The organism is Sphingobium sp. HWE2-09 (genome assembly GCF_035989265.1).
In the GTDB taxonomy this organism is placed as follows: Bacteria; Pseudomonadota; Alphaproteobacteria; order Sphingomonadales; family Sphingomonadaceae; genus Sphingobium.
In genome coordinates, this window is record NZ_JAYKZX010000003.1 from 2,170,715 (window position 1) to 2,188,898 (window position 18,184).

Genomic DNA, 18,184 nt, shown 5'->3' on the forward strand with positions numbered 1-18,184 from the left:
GAATGGACGACGCGCACGACATGGAAGCGGACCTGCTGGCGATGCGCCGCTATGCCCGCGCGCTTGCCCGCGACGATGCCGATGCCGACGATGTCGTGCAGGATGCCCTGCTGCGCGCGATCGAGCGCCAGGCGACTTACCAGCCGAACCGCAGCCGCACCCGCTGGCTGCTGGCGATCGTGCATAATGTCTTCATATCGGCCAGGCGCAAGCAGGCGGCCGAAGCGCGCCGCAACGACCGCTTTGCGCAAACCCTGCTGTCGACCATCGGCCCGCAGCAGGAGGAGCATGTGCGCCTGACCGAAATCGCCCATGGCTTTGCCGCCCTGCCCGATGCCCAGCGCGCTGTATTGCATCTGACCGCGATCGAGGGGCTAAGCTATCAGCAAGCGGCCGAGACGCTGGACGTGCCGATCGGCACGGTCATGTCCCGCCTGTCGCGGGCGCGCGCCGCCCTGCGTGACGGTGGAACGGTGCACGACAAACAAACAGAAAAAGCCGCGCCGCATCTGCGGCTGGTGGGAGGACGCGATGACCAATGACGTGAACGCGGTGGAGATCGACGCCTATGTCGATGATCAGCTCGACTTGCCACGCCGCTTCGTGGTGGAAACGCATCTGTCGCGTCATCCCGATCAGGCCGCGCAGGTCATGGCAGACCTCTCCACCCGTAGCGCGCTGCGCCTGATGACGCCGATGCCCGCCGCCCCGTCCGCCGCCTTGGCCCAAAGCGCCGCTGAGTTGGCGGCGATGCCCGCCCGCCCGTTTTGGCGGCGCCCCTTGCCTATTGTCAGTGCGATGGCGGCGGCGGCCAGCCTGGCACTGCTCATCCTACGCCCGTCCGGCCCGCCCGACTATGTCGACTATGCCGTCAACTCGCACCGCATCGCGATGATGCGGGCGTCCATGGTTTCGCAGGTCGAAACCCCCAAATATGACGCGCGCGAAATCGCCAGCAACACCCGCATCGCCATGCCGCACCTGCCCGCCGACTGGCGCGTCACCGACGTCCAGCTCTTCCCCACCGAACGCGGCCCCGCCCTGGTCGTCGCGGTCAGGACCGACGCGGGCCGGAATTTCTCCCTCTTCGCCCTGCGCGATCGCAGCCGCGCGCCGGAACGACCCGACGCGGTGCAGGAAGGCGCGGAATTTGTCGCCTATTGGCGGCGCGGGGACATGTCCTATGCGCTGACCGGCAGCGGCGAACCGCGAGCGATGGACGCCACGGCGGAGGCATTGACGCGCGACTGGTCCTGACCACTGGAGGGGCGGGCTATTAGCCGCTATCCCCTCCCCCATGACCCAGAATCACCTCTATCTCGTCGATGGCAGCGGCTATATCTTCCGCGCCTATCATCAGCTTCCCCCGCTCACCAACCAGCATGGCCAGCCCGTCGGCGCGGTCTATGGCTATACGACGATGCTGTGGAAACTGGCCGAGGAACTGGGCAAGGCCGAAGGGCCGACCCATATGGCCGTGGTGCTGGACAAGGGGTCGCACACTTTCCGCAACGATATGTACGACCAGTATAAGGCGCACCGTCCGCCCGCGCCCGAAGATCTAGTCCCGCAATTCCCGATGATCCGCGACGCGACCCGCGCCTTCTCCCTCCCCTGTATCGAGGAAGCGGGGTTCGAGGCCGACGACATCATCGCCACCTATACCAGGGCGGCGGTCGCGGCGGGCTGGCACGTCACCATCGTCAGTTCGGACAAGGATCTGATGCAGCTCATTCAACCCGGCGTCGATATGTACGACACGATGAAGAATGAGCGGCGCGGCGCCGACTATGTCATGGGCAAGTTCGGCGTGCAGCCCGAACAGCTTGGCGACGTCCTCGCGCTGATGGGCGACAGTGTCGACAATGTGCCGGGAGTGCCGGGCATCGGCCCCAAGACCGCGTCGAAGCTGATCACCGAATATGGCGACCTGGAATCCGTGCTGGCCGCAGCGCCCGGCATGAAAAAGTCGAAGATGCAGGAGAATCTGATCGCCAACGCCGACATGGCGCGCCTGTCGCGGCGGCTGGTCGCCTTGCACGACACGATGGACCTGCCCGAACCGTTGGAAGAACTGACGCTGAAGGGCATCCCGCCCGAACCTCTGCAGCAATTCCTGTCCCATCACGGCTTCAAGACGCTGCTCAATCGTCTGGGCGCGCCCGCCGCTGCCGTCGCGGTCGCAGCCACCGCCGCCGCGATCGAAGGCGCGACGCCTGCCGCCCCCACGCCGATCGATCACCCACCGATCGACTGCGCCCTCTACGAAACCGTCACTACCGTGGCCCAACTGGAAGCCTGGATCGCCGAAGCGCAGGCGCTGGGCGTCGTCGCCGTCGATACCGAAACCGACAGTCTGGACAGCATGGAATCGGGCCTGGTCGGCATCAGCCTGTCCACCGGACCGGGCCGCGCCTGCTACATCCCGCTCGCCCATCGCTCCGCCGACGATATGTTCGGCGAAATACCGGCGCAAATCCCGCTCGACACCGCGATCCGCCTGCTGCGGCCGCTGCTGGCCGACGATGCGGTGCTCAAGGTCGGGCATAATATCAAATATGACCTCAACGTCCTGGCGCGCGTCGGGCTGGACGTGACGCCGATCGACGACTCGATGATCATGAGCTTCGACCTGGACGCGGGCAAGTCGCTGGGTGGCCATGGCATGGACGAAGCGGCGAGCGTGCACCTGACGCACAGCTGCATCAGCTTCAAGGAGGTGACGGGGACCGGCAAGAAGGCGATCAGCTTCGCCCATGTCCCGCTCGACAAAGCGACGGCCTATGCGGCCGAAGATGCCGAAGTGACCTGGCGCCTGTGGCACAAATTCTCGCAGCGCCTGGCGCAGGAGCGCGTCACCCGCGTCTATCAACTAGTCGATCGGCCGTTGATCCCCGTCGTCGCAGGCATGGAGCGCCACGGCATCAAGGTCGATCGCGAACAGCTGTCCCGCCTGTCCGGCACCTTCTCCCAATCGATGGCGGGACTGGAAGCGGAGATTTTCGAACTCGCCGGCCACCCCTTCACCATCGGATCGCCCCAGCAGCTGGGCGTCGTCCTGTTCGACGAAATGGGGCTGAAGGGCGGCAAGAAGGGCAAGAGCGGCACCTATTCCACCGACGTTACCGTGCTGGAAAAGCTCAAGGCCGAAGGCTCGACCATTAGCGGGCTGGTGCTGGAATGGCGTCAGCTCTCCAAACTCAAATCCACCTATACCGACGCCCTGCAGCAGCAGATCAATGCCGATACAGGCCGCGTCCATACCAGCTATTCGCTGACCGGCGCGCAGACCGGGCGGCTGTCCTCGACTGATCCCAACCTGCAAAATATCCCGATCCGTACCGAAATCGGCCGCCAGATCCGCCATGCCTTCGTTGCCGAACCCGGCAATGTCATCCTGGCGGCGGATTACAGCCAGATCGAATTGCGCCTGGCCGCGCATATGGCCGATGTGCCCGCGTTGCGCGACGCCTTCGCGGCGGGCGAGGACATTCACTCCGCCACCGCGCAACAATTATTCGGAGAGGTCAATCGCGAAACTCGCGGCCGCGCCAAGACGATCAACTTCGCGATCCTTTACGGCATATCGCGCTGGGGTCTGGCCGGGCGGCTGGAGATCAGCGCCGACGAAGCGCAGGACATGATCAGCCGCTATTATGAGCGCTTCCCCGGCATCAGCGTCTATATCAACGAGACGCTGGAAAAGGCGCGGGCCAACGGCTTTACCGAAACCCTGTTCGGCCGCAAGACCTGGTTCCCGCGCATCACCGCGCCGATCCAGCACGAACGCCAGGGCGCCGAACGCGCCGCGATCAACGCCCCCATCCAGGGCACGAGCGCGGACATCATCAAGCGCGCCATGGTCCGCATGGGTCCGGCGCTGGAGGCCGCCGGACTGACCCGCGTGCGCATGTTGCTCCAGGTCCATGACGAACTGGTGTTCGAACTGCCCGAAGGCGACGTGGAAGCGGCCAGCGCCGTGATCCGCCGGGTGATGGAAAGCGCCGCCGAACCGATCGTGACGCTGAGCGTGCCGTTGGGCGTGGAGATCGGCACCGGACCGAGTTGGGGCGCGGCGCATTGAGGCTCTATAAGCCATGCCGATGGCGCCGACGTACACGACACCACTGATCGACCTTTCAGTAATTATTGGACCACACCGATTCATAGAAAGGCATCAGGCTCCTATTTGCTGACATAGATGTGATCGATACTTCCTGACAACAGGGCATCAGCAACGCTGCATCAGCACCAACATAAACCTTAGAACCATGAGCAGCTCTTTTGTACTTGCGCTTTACCCAACGGACATCAACGTCTTTACTGGTAATAACAAGATCATAGCATCAGCGAATGCTCTGGTCTTAACCGTGATTGCTCTCTCCCTCAGTTGCATGGTCACTGCTCCAAACACCGACCGGTTTAGTTAGTGCTCAGCATGCAGCTGAAGAAATCTTAGAAAAATGGAACGTCGAGATGTCGCCTCAATCGCCGAAAACCTAAAAATTGGCGACAGGAACCCGGATCCACCCGTGCTTCAGCCGGTTGCATATCTACAGAATATATCAGACGGATAAGAGCAGGACCTTGACCATGGCCCGAGTGATTTATTTCAAACCTGGACTAACACATTTAGGATGCATATCCCGCTGCTGCTAAATAAATCCCGGCAATGATGAGGTAAACCAAGTCACATACCCATAAATAGGATTTCCAAACGGCCTATGTTCTGATTCAGTCATCCGATGCGGGGAGGCTGGTGATGGCGCGTTTCGATTTGACGGATTTTAAGTGGTCGATGATTGAGCCATTGCTGCCAACCAAGGTTCGCTGGGTTGCGCGGGTTGATGACCGCCGCGTGTTGAACGGGATATTCCGGCGGCTTCGCGCGGGCGCGCCCGGGGCGGATATACCGGCAAGTTACTGGCCGCACACGACTGCGTGAACCGCTTCGACCGCTGGCGCAAGGCGGGGCACTGGGCACGGATATTGCAGGCCGTTTCAGCAGCTTATGAAGGCGACATCCAGATGACCGAATCCTCGTCGATCCGCGTCCACCAGCACGCTGCCAACGCCAAAAAATGGCTGATCCCGTTGCATGGGCCGATGCGCTCGGCCTGCCCATCGCCCTCAAACTGATCGAAAGACAGGCGCGTGACGGACGATCAGCCGAAGATATGCTCCATGGCCTCGGCGAGGCTGCGTCCTGCTTGCTGACCGAGCTTACGACAGCGACGCTATGCGCGCCACTTTTGGCGAACGCGGCGCATGCGCCTGCGTCAAGCCAATGTCGAACCCAAAGCGCATCCCTGCCTTCAGTCCATTCCTCTACCGCTATCGCAATCTCGTCGAACGCTTTTTCGACAGACTCAAGCATTTCCAAGCCGTTGCAACCCGCTACGACAACTTCCTCGCCTCAGTTAAACTCGCCTCAATCAGGATATGGCTGCGACATAATGGGTCGGTAGCCTAGGGCGGCACTGGCGGTTTATTTATGTACACGATCATTGCATCAGGGGCGGTCGGCCGTCATTTTGCAAGCCGGCGCAAAACGCTGCATCATATTTTCAAGCTACTGGCCTCGATTGTCTCAAAGGAATGTAATGCTACCCCAACTCCTATAAAGCGCAAATCCGTGGTTTCCATATATGTAGCCGGGCATACAAGTTTATCGACCTTGAAATTCAACACTTTCTCGCCTTGGAATTTGACCAGGAAAAAATTTCCGTCAATTTCTATGTCGTCACAGCCATATATTTCATTAAAGAAAATTGACAAATTCTGATCTTCAGAACTTTTTAAAAACTCCCCTTTTATTATTCCTATATTATTCATATCACAGTACAAATCAATTTTTGCAATTAATCCGCTACTCCACCTTCCCCAAGTTTCCGAACAATGCCAACCCATATCCCAAGCATAATATGATTTATTGTCTCCCATGACATCAGATAAATCATTTATTGAAGTAACAGGAATTTTATTATTCCCAGAATGTGAGTTCAAACCGACTAGATATTTAATCTTTTGATCTTCGTTCATACGGGCCTCAACCCACAGTCGCGCATCATCATACAAATTCATGATGATCAAAGATTTGAATATTAAGTCATCAACCACTAATTTTCTGGAAATATACGATCTAAATTTTACTATAACGTCAAACCGGGATTTATAGTAAAAATTTGCGACGACATTTTCCGATACATCAGTATTCTGCAAAGACTCTATCAAATATGGTGAACTTTCAGCACGAACGGGGCATTTATCTGCCATAGGGCGATTTAAATATATGCCTCTCCATTTCCATTTTCTCTTAGCATCTATTACTAATTTTTTAATAGAAACTACATCTCCCGCCGCGGCCAATTCCATTAATTCATTTAGCAAAATAGAGGACGCCATACATCTTATAACTTGATGTCCAGTACCATACATTTTCGCAAATACGTCTATTTTTAATGATCGGTTAATATATTCGGCATTTAAATCGTCATGCCATTCCCATGGATCATATATTATAATAGATTTGCACCAATCCGGCACGTCTTCTTGCCCTATTGACCGATGACAATCATCTAGCGAATAATATTCATGAAACCTCTTGTCTTTTCCATTCATATCATCCGGTTTGATCGAATATTGCGGCGCGACGGCAATCGCTGTTCGTGCGTTAAGATTGCCAGCATAGCGCAAGGCGGCATAACCTCCCTGCGAAAATCCATAGGTTATGATTGGCTTATCCGCATCGATGTGCGAGGCGAGCTGACTTATCGCTGCCTCGACGCTTTGTGAGGGAAACCAGTTCGGTCGTTTGGACACGAATCCGAAGTATCCTATGCCCAGCTTGTCAAGAGGGATGGCAGCCCACGCCCCCACGTCTGGCGTAGCTCCCATTTCTGAAAATGTAACGACATGGAAAGGCCGGGAACCGGGCTGATGATAGACCTGAATGTGATCGTCTTCAAAAATGATTTGCGTCACCGGGTGAAAATCTCCGTTCGTACGCTTCAACGATAACGTTACCGAGCGTAAGAAACCAGCCGGGAAAGGCCACCGCCATAAAACCGGGTCTTGCCCCCCCCGATCAAAACCAAACGCAACCAAGGCTCATTAAGCCTGGCGTTGCTCCACTTTTCCACCTACCTGACGTGAAGTCAGAAAGAGGAACATCACCGCGGCCGACAAGAAGGCCTGCGCGATGCTGCCGCCCGTAAACACCAGGAAGACGCTAGCGAGCGACACGCCCATCACCGCCGAAAAGGCCCAGAAGGTCATGCGCGCGGTCGCGGTCGACATCTGTTCGATACGGAAGCTGAAGAAGAACACGAACGCCAGCGGCGCAAAGATCGCCACCCATTTGAGCGGCGTGCCGAAGATCGCGGCGGCCAGCGTCGGGCTATTGCCGATGAAGGCGGCGACCAGGCCGGTGATGACCAGCCCGATCCCCATATTGCGAAATACGCCCAGCATATACGCGCGCAGCCCGGCGTCGGTCTGCGCCGTCTGGCTGACGCCAAAGCCGGGCGTGCGGACGGGATTAGTCATGGGAACACTCACTCCATCAAAACATGGTTCGAGTGCCCCCGGTGCGGTCTCCTGCGGCAAAGAGAGGGGGCTTATCGCCGCAGAACCTGCACCGGGCACACCCGATGCGGTCCGACATCGCGATAATGGACAAGGGGGGCGTCCATATCGCCAGAGGGGCCCGGCCCGCTCCATCAATATCGGATGCCCCCAGACCGGCTGCAAGGGACCGGCGGCCGCGCAACATTTTATTACAATCACGCGGTGTCAGCAGGGGCGCTGAGCGGTCCCAATGAGACAGCGAGTTGGACAGTTAAATCGCCTAAGCATTTTCATTGCTTAGCTAAGTAAATAATTCCATGTGCCGGGATGATTGCGGAGGATTGACCCCTGCGCCGCTTCACGACATGGCTTGCCGCTATGTCCGACGACCAGCATATCCCCGCGCCCCTGCGCCTGTTCAACAGCCTGACCCGCACGATCGAACCCTTCGCGCCGATCGAGGACCAGCATGCGCGCGTCTATAGCTGCGGCCCGACCGTCTATAATTACGCCCATATCGGCAACCTGCGCGCCTATGTGTTCACCGATACGCTGCGCCGGACCTTGTTGTGGAAGGGCTTGGCCGTCACCCACATCATCAACATCACCGATGTCGGCCATCTGACCAGCGACGCCGACGCGGGCGACGACAAGATGGAGGCCGCGGCGCGCGCGTCCGCCAAGAGCATCTGGGATATTGCCGCCCATTATACGGAGGCGTTCAAGCAGAATATCGCCGACCTCAACATTCTGTCGCCGAGCGAATGGACGGTTGCCACCTACTATGTGCCGCAAATGATCGCATTTGCCGAAAAGATCGCGCCCGATCATTGCTACGAACTGGACAGCGGCCTGTATTTTGACAGCAGCAGCGTGCCCGATTATGGCGCATTGGCGGGCGGTCGCGACGATGCGGCGCACGCCCGGATCGATCCGGTAGCGGGCAAGCGCAACGCGTCGGACTTTGCGATCTGGCGCAAGTCGCCGCCGGGCGAGCAGCGCCAGATGGAATGGGACAGCCCCTGGGGCAAGGGTGCGCCGGGCTGGCACCTGGAATGCTCCGTCATGAGCCAAGCCCGCCTGGGCCAGCCGTTCGACATCCACACCGGCGGCATCGACCATCGCGAAATCCACCATCCCAACGAAATCGCCCAGAACCAGGCGTTCCACAGTTGCTGCGGCGAACCGGCCGCTACATCTGCGGGCTTCACCGGCGCGCGTTGGTGGATGCACAATAATTTCCTGGTCGATCGGCAGGGGAAGATGAGCAAATCGAAGGGCGGCTTCACCACCCTTTTCAGCCTAATCGACGCAGGCGTCCATCCGCTCGCCTACCGCCTGCTATGCCTTGGCGCGCATTATCGCAGCGAACTGGAATTCAGCGCAGACAATCTGGCCGCCGCCCTCACCCGGTTGAAGCGGCTGGTCATGGGCATCGAAGGTTTGAAGGCCCGCGCCGAGGGCGTGACATGGCAATCGCCGCAGATCGACTATCTGCGCGCCAACCTGCACCCCAAGCTGGTGCCGCTGCTGGAGCAGTTCGACGCCGCGATCGCCGACGACCTGATGACCCCGCGCGCGCTGCCGCTGCTGGAAGAGGTCATCGGCATCAAGAAAATCCCGGTGGACGAAAAACTGTGCCTGATCGCCGCTTTCGATCAGGCGCTGGGTCTCAATCTGTTGACGCTGACCCGCGCCGACCTGCGGCTCCAGCCCAAGGATGCGCAGATCACGCCGGACGAGATAGAGGCCGAACTGGAGCGCCGCACCGCTGCCCGCGCGGAAAAGGACTTCGCCCTGTCGGACCAGATCCGCGACGCACTGGTCGCACGCGGTGTCGAGGTGATGGACGGCGATCCGCTGCGCTGGGACTGGCGGCTGATGCTGGCCTGACGCGGCAACGGGGGGCTTAGCTGTTGACGCTCGCCGTTCCACCACCCAAGACGGGCTTGGGTCGATCAAGCGTGGGGGCGAGATGAGATTTTTCGTCGGCTGTTCGGCTGCCTTGTTCGCATTGGCCCTGTTCCCCTCTTTAGTCTTCGCCGCGGTCCCGCAAGGCTTCTCTCCGTCCGATCCGCGCCACGCGCGCCTTTATCTGCTGGAACGCCAGGCCGACGCCCTGTTCAACAGCGACGATTATGCGCTGTCCATGTCGCAAAAGACCCGCGATGCCTGGCACCGCCTGTACGCCGCCGCGATGAAGACCCGGGTCGCGGGCAAGCCGCACCCGCTGGCCGGGGTCGCGCTGATCAACCTGTCTTCCATGGACCAGATCGACGGCAAAAATCCCGATGGGCTGGCGCGCGCGTCCGAAGGCCTGGCGCTGCTCGAACCTTTTGCCGACGCCTATCCGGTGGCCTGGATGCAGGGGCTGTCGATCAAGGGCTATCTGCAATCGGTATTGGGCGACGCCGCCGCCAGTGCCGAGGCGCTGAATCAAGCCAATCTTTACATGGGCGGCTATATTGCGCGCACCCCGGCCGACCTGCGGGACGGATCGACGCAGATGCTGCGTTCCAATATCGCCTTCTCGCTCGCCCAGGCCTTGTCCCGGCTTGGTCGCAACGACGAGGCGGTAGCAGCGCAAAAGGCCAGCCTGGACGCCCGGATCGCCGCATCCGGCCCGAACAGCGCCGATACGATCGGTTCCTATTATACCTACGCGCAAATGCTTCAGCGCGCCGATCGCGACGCGGAGGCGGAACGCTATGCGCGCATGGCGGTGGACATCGCGACCGATCATGTCGATCGCAAACATCCCAGCTATGCCCGCGCGCTGGAGGCGTTGGGCCTGCTCCTGTCGCGCACCGGGCGGCGTAACGAGAGCCTGGATTATCTTCAGCGCGCCATCGCCATCAAGCGGGAGACTGTGGGGACAGGCAGCCTCTACTTCCAGTTCGGGTTGCAGAATCTGGGCACGGTGCTCCTGCCGTTGGAACGCTATGCCGATGCCGAACCGCTGTTCATGGAGGCCGAGCGCAATTTCCGCCGGATCGAGGGGGAGAACAGCCCCCAGTCCGCCCGCGCGCTGGCCTTCGCCGCTTCGGCTGCTTTGGCCGAGGGACAGCGCGCGTCGGCCATCGAGCGCCTGACCGCCGCGCTCGGGCGCGTGCGGGCCGGGTCGGACAAGGATCGCGACATCGGCCAGCGCGTCTATCCCTTTCTGATCCCGGCGCTGATCGCGACAGGGCGACGCGATGACGCGAGTGCGGCGACCACAGCCTTCACTGCCGAAACCCGGCAACTGGACAATGCACCGGCGATACCCTTGGCGCAGGCGGCAATGTTTTCCGCCTGGACCGGATCGGACAAGGCGGCCTTGGATGCAACCGCGCGTCGCCTCGTCGGCCTGCTGCGCGACGACGCCAGCGTCAGTGAAGACGGCGAATTGACCGAGGAGCAGCGCGCGGCCCTCGATAGCGTTTTGGCGGTGGCGACGCAGTCTCAGGATATCGCCTTGGCGCTGGATGCGATGGCGATCCTGGCGGGTTCGCGCATTGCGCAGGCCAATCGCCTGGTCGCCCAGCGGCTGGTCGCAGACCCAGTACTGGCGACACGCGTGCGCAGCCTGCAGGACCGGATCAAGACACTGCAAGCCGCCGACAGCCGACTGCTCAAGGCGCTGGCGAGGGACGCAGGCATCGCATCGGCCCGTGCCGAACGCGCGACACTCGCCGCAGCAGTGGATGCCGAGCGCGCCGCGATCGCCCATGATTATCCGCGCTGGGTGGAAGCGCATGGCGGCGAGCGGCCAGACCTTGGTGCGTTGCGGGCCAGTCTGGGCAAAGACGAGGCGCTGCTGGCGGTGATGCCCGCCTTCGACGGGGTCTATCTGCTCGCCATCGGCGCCCGCGCCATGCGCATCGAGCGGGCGCAGATGGATCGTGCGGCGTTGGTGGCATTGGTGGGGCAGCTGCGCGGTTCGCTGACCCCCGCCGGTTTCGACCAAGCCAGCGCTCATAGCCTCTACCGCCAGATTTTCACGCCCGGCATCCTGGCGGCACTGGGCGGCGCGCGCAGCCTGCGGATCGTGCCGACGGGCGCTTTTGCTTCGCTGCCTTTTTCCATGCTGCCCCAACAACCCGTCGCCGCAGTGACGCGCGATACGCCCTGGTTGATCCACCGCTATGCGATCGAGGTGCAGCCGGGCTTCACGACCAGTGCCATCCCCCATCGGCAATTGGCGATGCGTGACCAGCGCTTCCTGGGCATCGGCGCGCCGGAGGGGTTCCGGGTAGCGTCGATCGCAGAGACGGCCGGACCGGGGCTGGCGACCGACCATTATGTCCGCAATGGCGGGGCCGATGTTCAGGCGCTGTCGCAACTCCCTCTGCTGCCCGGGTCGAAGGCGGAATTGCAGGCGGTGGCCAATCGCTTCGGGGCGGATCACGCCACTTTGCTGATGGGCGCCAATGCCAGCGAGAATGCTCTGCGCACGCGCGATCTGTCGAGCTATGCGGTGATCCTGTTCGCCACCCATGGGCTGGTGAGCGGCGAGATGGAGGGAGTGACCGAACCGGCGCTGGTCTTGTCGCCGCCCACGGCCGATGCGGCGGGGGACGACGGGTTGCTCACCGCTTCGGAAGTGGCGGCGATGCGGATCGGCGCGGACTGGGTGATCCTGTCCGCTTGCAACACCGCGGCGGGCGACAATGTCCTGGCGCCCGCCTATTCCGGCCTGGCCCAGGCGTTCCGCTATGCCGGGGCGGGATCGCTGCTGGTGTCGCACTGGCCGGTGCGGGACGACGCCGGCGCCTTCGTCACGCTGGAGACGGTGAAGGGCGCGACGCGCGGCCTGCCCCGGGCGGTGGCGTTGCAGCGGGCGATGTTGAAGCTCATCGCTTCGAAGCGCCCCGCCGCCGTCCAGCCCTATATCTGGGCGCCATTCATTCTGGTGGGCCGTTAACCCGCTTCGAGCGCGGCGGTGGCTTCCATCCAGATTTCTTCGGCCGCGCCCAGCTTCTTCTCCACGTCGGCGCGTTTGACCATCAGCTGGCTGCTGGTCATCTTCGCTTCCGCGCCGGTCGCGGCCTTGGGGTCGGCCAGCGCCTTGTCGATGCGGCCGCGCTCGGTGGCGAGCGCCGTCATCTCGCGTTCCGCCTTGTTGACCGCGTTCTTCAAGACCTTCTGCTTTTCGCGCCATTCGGCGGCGGCCTTCTTGTCGGCCTTGCGGTCGACCTTGGGCGCGTCACCGCTGCTGTTGCCGTCCGCCTTGCGCAGGATGATGTCGGTATAGTCGTCCAGGCTGCCGTCGAACGGCTGGGCGGTGCCGTTGTCGACCAGGACGAGACGGTCGGCCACCAGTTCGATCATGTGGCGGTCGTGGCTGACGATGACCACAGCGCCGCTATAGTCGTTCAAGGCCTGGACCAGCGCTTCGCGGCTGTCGACGTCCAGATGGTTGGTCGGTTCGTCCAGGATCAGCATGTGCGGCGCGTCGCGGGTGATCAGCGCAAGGGCCAGCCGGGCGCGCTCGCCGCCGGACATGGAGCCGACCTTCTGCACGGCGCGCTCGCCGGAGAAACCGAAGCGGCCGAGTTGGGCGCGCACTGCACCGGGGGTCGCGCCCTTCATGACGCGGGTCATATGCTCCAGCGGCGTGTCGGTGACGTCCAGTTCCTCCACCTGATATTGGGTGAAATAACCGACATTCATCTTGGGGCTGGAGGCCATCGTCCCTTCCATCGGGGCGAGTTGCGCGGCGATCAGGCGGGCCAGCGTCGTCTTGCCGTTGCCGTTGCGGCCGAGCAGCGCCAGCCGGTCGTCCGGGTCGATGCGCAGGTTGATGCGCTTGAGGATCGGCGTTTCGGTGTAGCCGACCGAGGCCATGTCCATGGTGATGAGCGGCGGGCGCAGTTCGGCCGGGCTGGGAAAGCCGAAATGCAGCGTCGGATCTTCGATCGCCGCGGCGATGGGTTGCATCCGGGCCAGCGCCTTGGCGCGGGACTGGGCCTGTTTCGCGGTCGAGGCGCGGGCGGAGTTGCGGGCGACATAGTCCTGGAGCTTCTCACGCTCTGCCTGCTGCTTGTTGCGGGCGGATTCGAGCTGGGCGAGCCGTTCGGCGCGCTGCCGCTCGAACGCGTCGTACCCGCCGGGATAGAGGGTGACCTTCCCCCTTCCAGATGGAGGATATAGTCGACCACATTGTTGAGCAGGTCGCGTTCGTGGCTGATGACGACCACGGTGCCGCGATAGGCTTTGAGGAAATTTTCGAGCCAGAGCGTGGCTTCGAGATCGAGATGGTTCGACGGTTCGTCGAGCAGCAGCAGGTCCGGGTTGGAGAAGAGCAAGGAGGCGAGCGCCACGCGCATCTTCCAGCCGCCCGAATAGCTGTCGAGCGGGCGGCCCTGCATTTCCTCGTCAAAGCCCAGGCCCACCAGGATGCGGGCGGCGCGGGCGGGCGCGGTATAGGCGTCGATCGCGGTCAGCCGCTCGTAGATGTGGCCGAGGCGATCGGGGTCTTGCGTATGCTCCGCCTCCGCCATCAGTTCGGCGCGTTCCTTGTCGGCTTCGAGCACGGTGTCGAAGGGGGTCGCGGTGCCGGACGGGGCTTCCTGCGCGATATAGCCCAGCCGCGTGTCGCGCGGCATGTCGCACGACCCCTCGTCCGGGTCGAGCTGACCGATCATCACCTTCATCAGCGTGGACTTGCCCGCGCCGTTGCGGCCGATGAGGCCGACGCGGCTGCGCGGCGGCAAGGCGGCGGCGGCGCGATCGAGAATGACGCGGCCGCCAAGGCGCACGGTGATGGCGTTGAGATTCAGCATGGGCGCGCCCTTAGCATGGGTGCGGCGGGTCGGAAAGCCGTGGTCGCGGCGTTTTGCAAGGCGGCGCGGCGTTGCGAAGTTCACACTGTCGTGGCTGACGCAAAAGCGTGGGGACGGACGGGTGGTGGGAATTTCGCAATAGGAGAATTTTTGCGAAATGGGGGTGGGTTGCGCTGGGGTGCTGAGCAGCGGGCGGGAGGCGGACGGTGGGAAAGAGCCGGGGGGATTATGGCATGGGTGGTGGCGTGTAGGACAGGGGGAAGTGGGTGATCGTCCGGTCCGAAGATAACGTCGCCCTTTGATCGCTACAATGCCCCCCGGTTTCGGCGAGATTTACTGGGTTGTACAATATATGAGAATGAACCTACCTCCCCATCAGAATTAACCTTGAATTAAGCGAAAATTCATGGAAGCACATCGAGAAAACAAAACATAATAAACGCAAAGGAATTTTTGTGAAACCTGAGGACAGCAAGGCGCTAATCACCAAGCCAGATCAGTACATGAGCGCCAAAAAGGCGGATCTTGATGAAATGATCGACAACTGCAAACTTCCGGCAGGCACGGAAGAGGTTATCACATCAAAAGCAGTAAAAAAGCTCGTTTTCGATAAAACTCTAGGTCTATTTAAGGTTGGAGAAATCATTTCTGCAATTTTGAATTGGAATGATGACGTTGAAAAAGACATTCGAGAAGCTAAGAAAAATTACCTCATTTCCGAGTATTTTCATAAAACTGAAAATAACGATCGTGCTGTTTCACAATTAAAATCATTCGTGACGAATGCGCAAGGCAATACATTATTCAATAAAATCATTAGGATAATGGATGACAGCCCGCCGGATTTTTTGTTGATAGAACATCTTTCGGCAGCAATGCGACATATCGTAGATTCAGATTTTCAATCACTGTTCGAAGAACATAAATACGCTCTCTCCCTTATCGATCAACTGTCTCCACAAGGACTGGCCATTTTAGCTGATGATAATAGTTGGCCAGTACTTAAAATGGGAAGGATGGCATCCACCGGCACTAGAATTACATCGGACTGGCACAACGAGTTCACTATGGCTTATTCAGTAAGAAAGAATATCGTAGGCGATGCGATGCGACAGCGAATCTCGCATTCCATCAATGAACTGATTACGGGACGCTTTATGGAAGCGCATAGGACAGATTCTGGTGCTGCCGAATGCGTTTCGACTGAAATCGGTTCGACACTTCAAAAATATATAAAATCTTGAGAGGTCACTTGCGCAGTAGCAAACGACGGAAATATCTACAGTTCGAGCTGAAGATGTGCCCCAATGCGCGTGCCAGATCCCTCCTCACCAACAATAGATTCGGAATTACCATTCCGCGCTTGATTTCAACAACCGGCGGCTTCCGAGACGCGTTAAGAGTGATTGATTACTTACTGTGCACCATCCCGACACCCCCCACCCCAACCCCTCCCCTGAAGGGGAGGGGCTTTAAGGTCTACCCCTTTGCCGGTCCTTCCGCATAAAGCGTAAACTCGCCTTTCAATCCTCCCACGCTCGATTGCCCGACCCACAGGTCGAACGCGCCCGGTTCGGCGATGCGCTGGCTTTTCGCGCCGACGAACTCCAGATCGACGCGGGAGAGGGAGAAGCGGACGGTTTTGCTTTCGCCGGGGCTTAGCGTGACGCGGGCCATGCGCTTTAGCTCGCGGATCGGGCGGGTGCGGCTGGCGACGCGGTCGCGGGTGTAGAGTTGGACGACTTCGCTGCCCTTGCGGTCGCCCTTGTTGGTGATGCGGGCGGTGACCTCGATCGCGGCGTCCCAGCGGAGCGCGGTGTCGGACAGTTTGAGCTGGTCCAGCACGAAGTCGGTATAGGTCAGGCCGTGGCCGAAGGGAAACCTCGCACTATTGTCGGTGGTGGCGTAGCGCGCCTTATATTCGGTGCTGCCATTGCCCAGCACCGGGCGGCCGGTCGATTTACGGTCGTAGTAGAAAGGCTCCTGCCCGCTTTCCCAAGGGAAGCTGACCGGGAGTTTGCCGGACGGATCGACCTTCCCCAGCAGGATGTCGGCGATGGCGTGGCCCGCCTCACTGCCCAGGAACCAGGTGGCGAGGATCGCCTGCGCATTGGCGACGCCATCGTGCAGCGCGAGCGCGCGGCCGTGGCGCAGCAGGATGACGACCGGCTTGCCGGTGGCGGCGACGGCGTCGGCCAGCGCCTGCTGCGCGGGCGGGATTTCAATGACGGTGCGGGACTGGGCTTCGCCCGACATGGCCTGCGATTTGCCGATGGCGAGCAGGACGATGTCCGCCGCCTTGGCCGCCGCGACCGCCTGGGCGATGCCGCCCTCTATAGGCCCGCTGATATCGCTGCCGCGGGTGATGGTGAGTTTCCTTGGGTCGGGGAGCGCGGCGCGCAGGCCCGTGGCGATATCGACGCCCTTGTCCGGGTCGCCATAGAAAGCCCAGGGACCATAGAGATTGGCGGTGTCCTGCGCGAAGGGACCGATGAGGGCGATGGCCTGCCCCTTGGCCGGGTCGATCGGCAGGACGCCTTCATTTTTGAGCAGCACGACCGATCGGGTGGCGGCTTCGCGGGACAGGGCGCGGTGGGCAGGGGTGAAGATGCGGGTCTTTTCCGCTTCCTCGTCCAGCGATCTGTACGGGTTGTCGAACAGGCCGATGGCGGCCTTTACATAGAGGATGCGGCGCACGGCGACGTCGATCGTGCCCATCGGCACCGCGCCGCTCTTCACCAGATCGGGCAGATAACGGATGTAGAGGCCACTCTGCATCGACATGTCGACCCCTGCGAGAACGGCGAGGCGCGCGGCGTCGCGGTCATCCTCCGCAAAGCCATGGGCGACCAGTTCTTCGTCGGCGGTGTAATCGGAAAAGACGAAGCCGCGAAACTGCATCTCGCCGCGCAATATGTCGGTGAGCAGTTCGCTGTCGGCGGTGGCGGGGACGCCGTTGATTTCGTTGAAGGCGGCCATGGTGGTGAGCGCGCCGGCCGCGAACGCCTTGCCGAAGGGGGGCAGATGGGTTTCGCGCAGCGTTTCCTCGCTGATGTCGACATTGCCATATTCCAGGCCTGCGGCGACCGCGCCATAGGCGGCGAAATGTTTGGGGCAGGCGAGCAGCGCGTCGTCGCGGCGCAGGTCGCGGCCCTGATAGCCGCGGATGCGGGCGGCGGACAGCAGGCCGGTCAGGATGACGTCCTCCCCTGCCCCTTCCACCACGCGGCCCCAGCGCTGGTCGCGAGCGACATCGACCATGGGGGCGAAGGTGAGGTGGAGGCCCGCGGCGGTGGCTTCGATCGCCTGGGCGCGGGCGGTGCGCTCGCACAAGGCGGGGTCGAAGCTGGCGGCTTCGGCGAGGGGAACGGGGAAGATGGTCTTGAGGCCGTGGATGACGTCGCCTGCGAAGAGCAAGGGGATGCCGAGGCGGCTGTCCTTGACCGCGATCTCCTGCGCGCGGCGGCCGCCTGCGACGCCGATGCCGTTGAAGAGGCAGCCGACGCGGCCCCGGCGGATCTCGCCCGACAGGCGCTTTTCGTCCTGGATGCCGACCTGCGGATTGGGCGGGTTGAAGGGGCGGAAGCTGTCGGCCAGGCAGGTCATCTGGCCTGCCTTTTCCTCCAGCGTCATCCTGGCGATCAGGGCATCGACACGCTCGACATCGCCCTGCGCCAGGGCGCTGCGCGGAAGGCCGATGGCGAGGACGCCGCCAAGGGTGCGGATGAGCAGGTCGCGGCGATCAAGTGTCATGCAAAGGGGGGCGTAACCGGGCAAGGATGAATGGAACTTGTCCAGCGAACGTGCAGCCCCCGATTTTGTTGCGCTGCGGCAAGGATCGCTGCGGC

Annotated in this window: 11 protein-coding genes and 2 pseudogenes; 9 read left to right on the forward strand and 4 right to left on the reverse strand. The window is 61.2% G+C overall.

What is annotated here, in order from left to right; all coding sequences use genetic code 11:
* The first annotated feature begins 2 nt into the window (after positions 1–2).
* The 6 genes from U5A89_RS15945 to U5A89_RS15965 all read left to right on the forward strand — a co-directional run bounded on the left by U5A89_RS15945 (position 3) and on the right by U5A89_RS15965 (position 5,473).
* Positions 3–542, forward strand: a complete 540-nt coding sequence (locus U5A89_RS15945; RefSeq protein ID WP_338162042.1) for a sigma-70 family RNA polymerase sigma factor — start codon at positions 3–5, stop codon at positions 540–542.
* Positions 532–1,257: an anti-sigma factor family protein gene (locus U5A89_RS15950; protein WP_338162043.1), complete on the forward strand. Its 726-nt coding sequence runs from the start codon at positions 532–534 to the stop codon at positions 1,255–1,257. Before U5A89_RS15945 ends, U5A89_RS15950 begins: the two co-directional genes overlap by 11 nt.
* A 40-nt stretch (positions 1,258–1,297) precedes the next feature.
* Positions 1,298–4,084 (forward strand): DNA polymerase I, encoded by a 2,787-nt coding sequence (gene polA / locus U5A89_RS15955; protein ID WP_338162044.1) that lies wholly within the window; start codon positions 1,298–1,300, stop codon positions 4,082–4,084.
* 678 nt (positions 4,085–4,762) lie between these two features.
* Positions 4,763–4,945: a transposase gene (locus tag U5A89_RS21385; RefSeq protein ID WP_445190661.1), complete on the forward strand. Its 183-nt coding sequence runs from the start codon at positions 4,763–4,765 to the stop codon at positions 4,943–4,945.
* On the forward strand, positions 4,942–5,139 hold the full coding sequence (locus U5A89_RS21390; RefSeq protein WP_445190662.1) for a hypothetical protein: 198 nt from the start codon (positions 4,942–4,944) through the stop codon (positions 5,137–5,139). Before U5A89_RS21385 ends, U5A89_RS21390 begins: the two co-directional genes overlap by 4 nt.
* A 25-nt stretch (positions 5,140–5,164) precedes the next feature.
* Complete coding sequence (locus U5A89_RS15965) at positions 5,165–5,473, forward strand: transposase (RefSeq protein ID WP_338163079.1); 309 nt, start codon at positions 5,165–5,167, stop codon at positions 5,471–5,473.
* A gap of 86 nt (positions 5,474–5,559) precedes the next feature.
* Here the strand turns inward: U5A89_RS15965 and U5A89_RS15970 are convergent, their stop codons facing one another.
* Positions 5,560–6,984, reverse strand: a complete 1,425-nt coding sequence (locus U5A89_RS15970) for a hypothetical protein (RefSeq protein ID WP_338162045.1) — start codon at positions 6,982–6,984, stop codon at positions 5,560–5,562.
* A 180-nt stretch (positions 6,985–7,164) separates the two neighbouring features.
* Positions 7,165–7,548: pseudogene (locus tag U5A89_RS15975) on the reverse strand (Bax inhibitor-1/YccA family protein); the annotation flags it as partial.
* Positions 7,549–7,947: 399 nt separating this feature from the next.
* Between U5A89_RS15975 and cysS the strand changes: the two are divergent.
* Together cysS and U5A89_RS15985 are read left to right on the forward strand one after the other, a co-directional pair.
* Positions 7,948–9,462: a cysteine--tRNA ligase gene (gene cysS, locus U5A89_RS15980; RefSeq protein WP_338162046.1), complete on the forward strand. Its 1,515-nt coding sequence runs from the start codon at positions 7,948–7,950 to the stop codon at positions 9,460–9,462.
* 82 nt (positions 9,463–9,544) lie between these two features.
* The gene (locus U5A89_RS15985; protein WP_338162047.1) at positions 9,545–12,475 is read left to right on the forward strand and encodes a CHAT domain-containing protein; all 2,931 of its coding nucleotides are present in this window, start codon (positions 9,545–9,547) and stop codon (positions 12,473–12,475) included.
* On the opposite strand, the pseudogene U5A89_RS15990 reads toward U5A89_RS15985, so the two are convergent.
* A pseudogene (locus U5A89_RS15990) lies at positions 12,472–14,336 on the reverse strand (ABC-F family ATP-binding cassette domain-containing protein). The gene U5A89_RS15985 and the pseudogene U5A89_RS15990 overlap by 4 nt on opposite strands.
* Before the next feature lie 455 nt (positions 14,337–14,791).
* Here U5A89_RS15990 and U5A89_RS15995 point away from each other — a divergent pair.
* Positions 14,792–15,580 (forward strand): hypothetical protein, encoded by a 789-nt coding sequence (locus U5A89_RS15995; protein WP_338162048.1) that lies wholly within the window; start codon positions 14,792–14,794, stop codon positions 15,578–15,580.
* A gap of 235 nt (positions 15,581–15,815) precedes the next feature.
* Here U5A89_RS15995 and U5A89_RS16000 read toward each other — a convergent pair whose 3' ends face one another.
* A complete protein-coding gene (locus U5A89_RS16000; RefSeq protein WP_338162049.1) occupies positions 15,816–18,089 on the reverse strand; it encodes a glycoside hydrolase family 3 N-terminal domain-containing protein in 2,274 nt (757 codons plus the stop codon).
* Between the last annotated feature and the right edge of the window lie 95 nt (positions 18,090–18,184).